At 72.0% G+C, this 8,589-nt stretch carries 9 protein-coding genes; 4 read left to right on the plus strand and 5 right to left on the minus strand.

Annotated features, from left to right (window positions below):
• Positions 1-139: 139 nt before the first annotated feature.
• The 4 genes from ACFVNO_RS18300 (at position 140) to ACFVNO_RS18315 (ending at position 4,589) form a co-directional block, all read left to right on the plus strand.
• Positions 140-1,132 (plus strand): sugar ABC transporter permease, encoded by a 993-nt coding sequence (locus ACFVNO_RS18300; protein WP_355259703.1) that lies wholly within the window; start codon positions 140-142, stop codon positions 1,130-1,132.
• Entirely contained in the window at positions 1,129-2,043 is a 915-nt protein-coding gene (locus tag ACFVNO_RS18305; protein WP_355259700.1) for a carbohydrate ABC transporter permease, read from the plus strand. The genes ACFVNO_RS18300 and ACFVNO_RS18305 overlap by 4 nt, the downstream gene beginning before the upstream one ends.
• Positions 2,044-2,180: 137 nt before the next feature.
• The gene (locus tag ACFVNO_RS18310; protein WP_355259697.1) at positions 2,181-3,647 is read left to right on the plus strand and encodes a glycoside hydrolase family 3 N-terminal domain-containing protein; all 1,467 of its coding nucleotides are present in this window, start codon (positions 2,181-2,183) and stop codon (positions 3,645-3,647) included.
• 477 nt (positions 3,648-4,124) lie between these two features.
• Positions 4,125-4,589, plus strand: coding sequence for an Rrf2 family transcriptional regulator (locus tag ACFVNO_RS18315; protein ID WP_220562685.1), 465 nt, complete (start codon positions 4,125-4,127; stop codon positions 4,587-4,589).
• A 141-nt stretch (positions 4,590-4,730) separates the two neighbouring features.
• Here ACFVNO_RS18315 and ACFVNO_RS18320 read toward each other — a convergent pair whose 3' ends face one another.
• From ACFVNO_RS18320 to ACFVNO_RS18340, 5 genes are all read right to left on the minus strand, one after another.
• Positions 4,731-5,087: a helix-turn-helix domain-containing protein gene (locus tag ACFVNO_RS18320; RefSeq protein WP_073375890.1), complete on the minus strand. Its 357-nt coding sequence runs from the start codon at positions 5,085-5,087 to the stop codon at positions 4,731-4,733.
• A 157-nt stretch (positions 5,088-5,244) separates the two neighbouring features.
• Positions 5,245-5,757, minus strand: a complete 513-nt coding sequence (locus tag ACFVNO_RS18325) for a CinA family protein (RefSeq protein WP_220562686.1) — start codon at positions 5,755-5,757, stop codon at positions 5,245-5,247.
• Positions 5,754-6,359, minus strand: coding sequence for a CDP-diacylglycerol--glycerol-3-phosphate 3-phosphatidyltransferase (gene pgsA / locus ACFVNO_RS18330; protein ID WP_355259692.1), 606 nt, complete (start codon positions 6,357-6,359; stop codon positions 5,754-5,756). The genes ACFVNO_RS18325 and pgsA overlap by 4 nt, the downstream gene beginning before the upstream one ends.
• Complete coding sequence (gene rimO, locus ACFVNO_RS18335; RefSeq protein WP_355260245.1) at positions 6,356-7,798, minus strand: 30S ribosomal protein S12 methylthiotransferase RimO; 1,443 nt, start codon at positions 7,796-7,798, stop codon at positions 6,356-6,358. The genes pgsA and rimO overlap by 4 nt, the downstream gene beginning before the upstream one ends.
• Before the next feature lie 184 nt (positions 7,799-7,982).
• The coding region (locus tag ACFVNO_RS18340; RefSeq protein WP_378893938.1) for a DUF4115 domain-containing protein at positions 7,983-8,589 on the minus strand (607 nt) is incomplete at its 5' end.

Consider the following 8,589-nt stretch of genomic DNA (forward strand, 5'->3'; position numbering starts at 1 on the left):
CCCTCACTTTCATATCACCAATACCCTCTCGGCGCGTCTAGATACCCCCCCCCCCCCCCCCCGGCCGGGGGGGGGGGGGGGGGGGCCCCGGGGCCCCCCCCCCGCCACCCGGAGCAACCACGCCTCGATTGAGAAGACCATGGCACACACCGTCGAACGAGCGGCCGACCGAGGGAAAGAGGGCACCGTCCGGGTGACCGCCGATTCCGCGCCCAAGCGCCGCCGCAAGCCGCCCACCCCGTACCTGCTCATCGCCCCGGCACTGATCCTGCTCGCGGTCGTGCTGCTCTGGCCGATCGTGCAGATGGTGTGGTACTCGCTCACCAGCTTCACCACGCGCAACCTCCTGCCCAACCAGCCCGGGCCGGAGTGGAACAACTTCGCGCACTACCAGCGGCTGCTGACCGACCCCGAGTTCTGGACGATCCTGCGCAACACCGTGGTCGTCTGCGTGCTGATGGTCGGCATCACGATGGTGCTGGGAACCCTGATCGGCATCCTGCTGCACAAGCTGCCCAAGTGGTTCTCCACGATCGTGTCCGTCGGCATGATGCTGGCCTGGGCCACCCCGGCGCTGAGCGCCTCCCTGGTCTTCCGCTGGCTGTTCCTGCCCGAGCGGGGCCTGGTCAACGTCACGTTGGACCGGCTCCCCGACTGGCTGGTCGGCAGCGGGTGGCTGGAGTACAACTGGTTCCTCCAGCCGGGATCGCTGTTCACGATCCTCATCACCGTCATCGTCTGGCAGTCGTTCCCGTTCGTGGCCGTCTCCGTCCTCGCCGGGCTCAAGAGCATCCCGCACGAGCTGTACGAGGCCGCGAAGATGGACGGCGCCTCCGCGTGGAAGTCGTTCTGGAACGTGACGTTCCCGATGCTGCGCCCGCTGTTCGCCCTGCTGCTGGTCCTCCAGATCATCTGGGACCTGCGGGTGTTCACCCAGCTGTACATCCTGGCGAACAGCTTCCAGAACAAGGACGTCTACCTGCTCTCGTACTACATCTACCAGCAGGGCTTCAGCGCGAGCCCGGCCAACTACGGCATGGGCTCGGCGATCGCGGTCGTGATGACCGTCATGATCCTCGCCGTCACCGCGTACTACCTGCGCATCATGATCCGCCAGGGGGAGACCCGATGAGCGCGACCAGCACCGCCGCCCCGAACCGCGGGGGCTACCGCCGCAGCCCGCTGCGCCGGCTGCGCTCCCTCCCGCTGTACCTGGCCGGCGCCGCCGTCTTCCTGTTCTCCGTCTTCCCCGTCTACTGGATGGTCGCCACGGCCTTCAAGCCGGTCGGGGAGATCTTCACGCGGAACCAGACGTTCTTCCCGCAGGCGCCGACCCTGGAGCACTTCGACCGGGTCCTCAACGGGCAGCTGATCCCGGGCGTCAACTTCTGGCAGTTCCTGGGCAACAGCCTCGTCGTCACCCTCGGGGCCGTGGGGATGGGCGCGTTCCTGTCGCTGCTGGCCGCGCTGGCGGTGGCCCGGTTCCGCTTCAAGCTGCGGACCGCGTTCATCATCCTGCTGCTCGTCATCCAGATGGTGCCGATGGAAGCGATGATCATCTCGATCTTCATCAACTTCCGCCAGCTGTCGGACGCCACCGGCGCCCAGCTGCTCGGCAACCTGTCCGGCCTGCTCATCGTGTACACGGCGGTGTCGCTGCCGATCACGATCCTGATGCTGCGCGGCTTCGTCGTCGCGGTGCCCAAGGAGCTGGAGGAGGCCGCGGCGATCGACGGCGCGAGCGGGTGGACGATCTTCTGGCGCATCCTCATGCCGCTGGTGGCGCCCGGCCTGGTCGCGGCGAGCATCTTCGCGTTCATCACCGCGTGGAACGAGTTCATCGTCGCGCTCACGTTCCTGGGCCGCAGCACGGACAACTACACGCTGCCGCTCACCCTGTCCTACTACTTCGGCCGCTTCGGCACCGAGTGGGGCCCCATCATGGCGGCCTCCACCCTGCTGACCATCCCGGTGATGATCTTCTTCCTGTTCGTCCAGCGGCGGATGGTCTCCGGCCTCACCATGGGCGCGGTCAAGGGCTGACGGCCCGATCCCCACGAGGCGGGTCCACGAGGGCGCAGTGGACCCGCCTCGGGCGCGCCCGCGCCCCACCACCACCCCTTCACGTCCTTCGTCTGCCCTCATCCATGGGCACCCGTGTTCACCGAACGGAGTCCGTCATGTCGCTCGATCCGACCCTGACGCGCTTGGCCAACGCCACTCTTCTGGTGCCCTTCGAGTCCCACCGCGCCCCGCGCTGGATTCTGGAAGGCCTGGCGGACGGCATCTCCGGCGTCTGCCTCTTCCACAACAACCTCGACACCCCCGAACAGATCACGGCGCTGAACGCGGAGCTGGCGCAGGCCGCGGACAACCCCCTGATCAGCCTCGACGAGGAGGGCGGGGACGTCACCCGCATCGGGCAGGAGCACGGCAGCGACTACCCGGGCAACGCCGCCCTGGGCGCCGTGGACGACCCGGAGCTGACCCGCGCCACCCTGCGGTCGCTGGGCGGCAGGCTCGCCCAGCTGGGCTTCAACATGAACCTCGCGCCGTCGGTGGACGTCAACGTCGCCGACGACAACCCGGTCATCGGCACCCGCTCCTTCGGCTCGGACGCCGCGCTGGTGGCCCGGCACGGGGCCGCGGCCGTGCTGGGGCTCCAGGAGGCCGGGGTCGCCGCCTGTGCCAAGCACTTCCCCGGGCACGGCGCCACCTCCCAGGACTCCCACCACACACTGCCGCAGGTGGAGGCGGACCCGGAGGTGCTGCACCGGCGCGAGCTGGCGCCGTTCCGGGCCGCCGTCGAGGCCGGGGTGCAGTCCGTCCTGACCGCGCACATCGAGATGGCCGGGCTGGGCGTGACGGGTCCGGCCACGCTGGCCCCGAAGGTGCTCAACGACCTGCTCCGCGGCGAGCTGGGCTTCGACGGCGTCATCGTCAGCGACGCCATGGACATGCACGGCGTCAGCGGCCGGATCGGCATCCCCGAGGCGAGTGTGCTGGCGGTGGCCGCCGGCTGCGACCTGCTGTGCCTGGGCCGGTTCGTCTACGCCGACCAGGTGGCGGCGATCCGCACCGCGCTCGTGGAGGCGGTGCGCGACGGGCGGCTGCCGGGCGAGCGCCTGGAGGAGGCCGCCGACCGCAACCTGCGCCTGCGCTCCTGGATCCGCGACGCCGCCGCGCGCCGCACCGCGGCCGCCGAGTCCGCGGAGGTGGGCCTGTCCGGCGCCCGCCGGGCGCTCCGGGTGACGGGCGAGCTGCCCGCGCTGGAGTCCCCGTACGTGGTCGAGGTCGACGCGCCCGCCGGCATGGCCGTGGGCGACGTGCACTGGGGCCTGTCCTCGTGGTTCCCCGACACCGAGCGGGTCTCCCCCGACGTGTCCCACGCCGACCGGCTCATCGCCGCCGCGCAGGGGCGGGACCTGGTCGTGGTGGTCCGCGACGCGCACCGCTACCCCGAGGCCCGCGAGCTCGTCGAGCGCCTCTTGGGAGCCTTCCCAGGGGCCGTGGTGGTCGAGATGGGCCTGCCCGTCTGGCGGCCCTCCTGCGGCGCCCACGTGAGCACCTACGGCGCCGCCCACGTCAACGGCCGCAGCGCCGCCGAGCTGCTCGGCGGCGTCGCCCCGGCCGTCCACCACGCCTGACCGGGCGCCGCCTCCCCGTGTCCGCGCCCGCCCGCCGAGGGCGGCCGCGGACAGGCCGTGCCGCACCGCAGGCGCCCCCTGGGGGCGCCTGCGGGCGACAGGCCGGTGGAACCGCCGCAGGTGTCCCTCGAGGGCGGCGGCGGACGACAGGCGGGCAGGACCGCACCGCAGGCGTCCGTCGAGGGTGACGGTGGATGACGGGCGGTCCGCGCGGCAGGCGTCCCCTGGGGGCTCCGGCGGGCGGGGACGAAGCGGGTGCGGCGACCCGGGCCGGGGACCTCCAGGACCGGCCCGGGTCGCCGTGTGCCCGGCCTTCCCGTACGGGCGCCCCGGAACACTCCCTCCGGGCGGATCGTCACCGATGTCCCCGCGACCCGGTAGGAGAAGTACCCTTGATCACGCAGCATCCCGGCCCGTCGGCACACTCGCGGACGCCCGGTGCCCCATTCGCCCTTCTAACCACGGCATAATCACAGCATGCGCCTTTCAGCCCGGGTCGACTACGCGCTGCGCGCCGCAGCGGAACTCGCCGTCGCCAGCGAAGGACCGGTGACGGCCGAGCAGCTCGCGCGAGCGCAGGCCATCCCCGGAAAATTCCTCGAGAACATCCTCACCCAGCTACGCCGGGCCGGGCTGGTGCGCAGCCAACGCGGCCCGGTGGGCGGCTACTGGCTGGCCCGTCCGGCGGCCGAGATCTCGCTCGCCGACATCATCCGCGCGGTCGACGGGCCGCTGGCCAACGTGCGCGGGGAACGCCCCGAGCACGTCGACTACGACGGTGCGGCCCGCAGCCTCCAGCAGGTGTGGATCGCCCTGCGCGCCAGCGAGCGCGCCATCCTGGAGGGGGTCAACCTCCAGCACCTGGCCACCAACGAGCTGCCGGAGCAGGTCCGCACCCTCGCGGAGGACCCGGAGGCCTGGGTGAACCATACCCACCGGTAGCCACCGTACGATCACTTATAGTGAGAACCGTGCATACGCGAGAGGAGCCGACCGACGGTCGGCTCCTCTCGTGAATCCGTTGTCCCCCGTGGAGGAGGACGGTGTGGTTGTCCGTGGACCGGACGTGGGGTGGCGGGCCGCTCAGACCCCCACCATATCGGGAACCTGGGGAACGCGATCCGGAACCGGTCCGATGCCGAGGTCCTGCGCGGGGACGGGGTCGGTCGTGACCGCGTCCTCCAGCAGCGCCGCCTCCTGCAGCTCGACCAGCGCGAGCTGGTCGGACACCTCTCTCAGCACCTGCGAGAGCGGGACCCCCAGGGCCCCGCAGATCGACGAGAGCAGTTCGGAAGACGCTTCCTTCTGCCCCCGCTCGACCTCCGACAGGTAGCCGAGGGACACGCGTGCATCGGCCGACACCTCGCGGAGGGTGCGGCCCTGGCGCTGTCGCAGCCGCCTGAGCACGTCACCAAGTAGGTGACGAAGCAGGACCATCATTCGCGCTCCCTCCCACCGGTAGCGACCTTCATATACAACACCGTACCTGCCCCACGCCCGATTCGGGCACCTCTTGTCGGCCTGTTCGCTGGAGGGGGAACCGCCTCTTGACAGGGTTTCGTTCCCCCGTACGAGGAGAAGGAACCGGACCGGAGGGTCAGGGCCGGGTGTTCCCCGCCACGTCGCCGTGGACGGCGGAGTCCAGGAGCTCCAGTGCACCTTCGACCGTTCGGTATCGGATACCCGAACGGTCACCGGTGAAACGGAAAAGCAGGGCCCGTGCATTCCCGTCGGGCCCGGCCAGGCCCGCGTACACGGTCCCCACGGGCCTGCCGTCCTGGGGTTCGGGCCCGGCCACACCGGTCACCGCGAGCCCGAAGTCCGCTCCCAGCAGGCGCCGGACCCCCGCCGCCATGGCCTCGGCCACACCGGGGTGGACGGCGCCCTCGGCGGCCAGCAGGTCCTCGGGGACGCCCAGCAGGGACGCCTTGGTGTCGGTGGCGTAGACGACCACCCCGCCCCGGTAGGTGGCCGAGGCCCCGGGGACGGAGGTCAGGTGGGCGCCGATGAGCCCGCCGGTGAGCGACTCGGCCGTGGCGCAGGTCATCCCGCGCTCCAGCAGGGAGCGGTGGACCCGGGCCGCCAGGGCCGCCGCGGCGGGCTCCGTCATCCCGCGGTCTCGCGCTTGCCGGCGCGGACCGCGCGGACGGCGTCCAGGACGTAGGTGACGCCGGTCCACAGGGTGACCGCCAGGGCGGCGGCCATGACCGCGTGGGCGATCCAGGTGAACACGTCGCTGAAGGGCAGGACCGACAGCGGGAACAGGTAGATGCTGATGGCGACGATCTGCAGGACCGTCTTGAGCTTGCCGCCCTTGCTCGCCGGCATGACCACGTAGCGCAGCACGGCGAAGCGCAGCAGGGTGACGCCCCACTCGCGGGCCAGGATCGCGATGGTCACCCACCACCACAGGTCGCCCTGGATGGACAGCACCACCAGCGCGGCCCCGGTGAGGGCCTTGTCCGCGATGGGGTCGACGATCTTGCCGAAGTCGGTGACCAGCCCGCGGCGGCGGGCCAGTTCGCCGTCGATGCGGTCGGTGACGGCGGCGAGCACGAAGACGGCGAAGGCGGCCAGACGCCACCAGGTGCCGTCCAGGAACATGAACCACACGAAGACCGGGACCATGACCAGCCTGCTCATGGTCAGGATGTTCGCGATGTTCCACAGCGGAACGTGGGGGGCGGGCGTCGCCGCGTCGTGGCTGCTCATCTGTCTCCGGCTTCCCCGGCTTCCTCGTCCTGCTCGGCGACCAGGTCCGCGCCGACGGCCTGGACCACGGTGGCCCGGACCAGATCGCCCGCGGCCAGTCCCTCACCGTAGAGGATGGTGCTCCCGTCCACCTCGGGGGCCTGGTGTTCGGAGCGCCCCTCGTAGGCCCCGTCCTCCAGGACGGTCTCGACCAGGACGGTGACCTCCTCGCCCACGCGCTCCTCGGCGCGCTGGGCCATCAGTTCCTCCGAGAGGCGGTTGAGGCGGTCCACGCGCTCGGCGACGACCTCCTCGGGCACCTTGTTCGGGTGCTCCCTGGCCTCGGTGCCGTCCTCGTCGGAGTAGCCGAAGACGCCGATGGCGTCCAGGCGGGCCGCCTCCAGGAAGGCGACCAGGTCCTCGAACTCGGCCTCGGTCTCGCCGGGGAACCCGACGATGAAGTTGGAGCGGGCGCCCGCCTCGGGCACCCGGGAGCGCACGGTGTCCAGCAGCTCCAGGAAGCGCTCGCGGTCGCCGAAGCGGCGCATGCGGCGCAGCAGGGTCCCGCTGGCGTGCTGGAACGACAGGTCGAAGTAGGGCACCACGCCGGGGGTCCCGGTGAGCACGTCCACCAGCCCGGGGCGGACCTCGGCGGGCTGGAGGTAGCTGACCCGGACCCGGTCCAGCCCCTCGACCCCGGCCAGGCGCGGCAGCAGCTTCTCCAGCGCGCGCACGTCGCCCAGGTCCTTGCCGTAGGAGGTGGAGTTCTCGCTGACCAGGAACACCTCGCGCACGCCCTCGGAGGCCAGCCACTCGGCCTCGCGCACGATCTCGTCCGGGTGCCGGGAGATGTAGGCGCCGCGGAAGGTCGGGATGGCGCAGAAGGTGCAGCGGCGGTCGCAGCCGGAGGCGATCTTGAGGTTGGCCACCGGGCCGCCGGTCAGGCGGCGGCGCGGGATCGCGGCGCGGTAGGGCAGCTCCGTCCCGTCGGCCCCGGCTGCGTCGGCGAACCCGCCGTGGCCGGGGATGTGGAGCTGCGCGGAGCCGCGCTCGGCCGGGCTGATCGGCAGCAGGGTGCGCCGGTCGCGCGGGTCGTGCGGGACCAGGGTGCGGCCCTCGAGCACGTCGTCGAGGCGGTCGGTGATGGCCGCGTAGTCGTCGAACCCGATGACCTGCGCCTCGGGGAGCGCTTCGGCCAGCTCGGAGCCGTAGCGCTCGGCCATGCAGCCGGCGGCGACGACCCGGCCGCCGTTCTCGGCGGCCTCCAGCAGGGTGTCGATGGAGTCCTGTTTGGCGGCGTCGATGAACCCGCAGGTGTTGACGAGGGTGACGTCGGCCTCGGTGCCTTCGTCGACCAGCTCCCAGCCGCCCGCGGACAGGCGGCCGGCCAGCTCTTCGGAGTCGACCTCGTTACGCGCACACCCCAGGGTGACCAGCGAGACAGTACGGCGCGGTGACATGGCTTCCAAGCGTGTGGGAGAGCGTTTCGAGTGATCGCGGAGGCGTGCCGGGTGGTCCCGGGCCCCGCGGCGCGGCGCGACGGACGTCGCCCGCGACCCTCCACATTACCCGTTCCGGCCCACCCGCCCGAACCCCGGCCGGGATCATCCCTGGCCGGGGCGGGTGCGGGTTCCGGGCACGCGATCAGCCGTCGAAGCCGTCAGCCCCGACGACCACCTCCTTGACCTCTCCGCTGCTTCCGGCGGTGCCGAGGTCCTCGCCGTCGACGGTGACCTCGACGCCCCCGGCGTTGCCCAGCCAGAGGGTCAGGGTGTCGTCCGTCACATAGTCCCGGGCCTCTCCGGCGGCGAGGAACCCGGTGAACAGGTTCTCGCCCCCGGCGTCGGTCACCTTGACCCAGGTACGGGAGGACGCGGTGAGTCCGACGGTGACCTCGTCGGCCTTCCCGGCCCGGGCGGGGTCGTCCCCGCCCTGCTGCTTGCCGGCGCCCTCCCCTGTGCCCGGGGCCTCGGGCAGGACCGCGGAGTCGACGGTGTCGGTCCCGGTCCCCTCGAAGGCGGTGCGCAGCGGCTCGCCGTCCCAGTCCTGCCAGGTCCGCACACCGATGACGATGCTCAGGACGACCAGGAGGGCGACCAGGGCCCAGGGCCAGTGCCTGCGGACGGCCTCGGCCCGGCCGCTCGCGGTGCGGGTGACCGGCGGCCGGGGCGCGGGGCGGTCCGCGGGTGCGGGCCTGCGCCGCCTGCCCGCGGGCCGGTCCCGTCCGTCCCGGGGCGCGCGGGGCGCGGGC

The organism is Nocardiopsis sp. NPDC057823, assembly GCF_042797335.1.
Classification (GTDB): Bacteria; Actinomycetota; Actinomycetes; order Streptosporangiales; family Streptosporangiaceae; genus Nocardiopsis; species Nocardiopsis changdeensis.

Excerpts from the sequence above, each read along its gene's own strand:
- ACFVNO_RS18300 (WP_355259703.1), top strand. The coding sequence starts at position 140 with ATGGCACACACCGTCGAACGAGCGGCCGACCGAGGGAAAGAGGGCACC.
- ACFVNO_RS18305 (WP_355259700.1), top strand. The coding sequence starts at position 1,129 with ATGAGCGCGACCAGCACCGCCGCCCCGAACCGCGGGGGCTACCGCCGC.
- ACFVNO_RS18310 (WP_355259697.1), top strand. The coding sequence starts at position 2,181 with ATGTCGCTCGATCCGACCCTGACGCGCTTGGCCAACGCCACTCTTCTG.
- ACFVNO_RS18315 (WP_220562685.1), top strand. The coding sequence starts at position 4,125 with ATGCGCCTTTCAGCCCGGGTCGACTACGCGCTGCGCGCCGCAGCGGAA.
- ACFVNO_RS18320 (WP_073375890.1), bottom strand. The coding sequence starts at position 5,087 with ATGATGGTCCTGCTTCGTCACCTACTTGGTGACGTGCTCAGGCGGCTG.
- ACFVNO_RS18325 (WP_220562686.1), bottom strand. The coding sequence starts at position 5,757 with ATGACGGAGCCCGCCGCGGCGGCCCTGGCGGCCCGGGTCCACCGCTCC.
- pgsA (WP_355259692.1), bottom strand. The coding sequence starts at position 6,359 with ATGAGCAGCCACGACGCGGCGACGCCCGCCCCCCACGTTCCGCTGTGG.
- rimO (WP_355260245.1), bottom strand. The coding sequence starts at position 7,798 with ATGTCACCGCGCCGTACTGTCTCGCTGGTCACCCTGGGGTGTGCGCGT.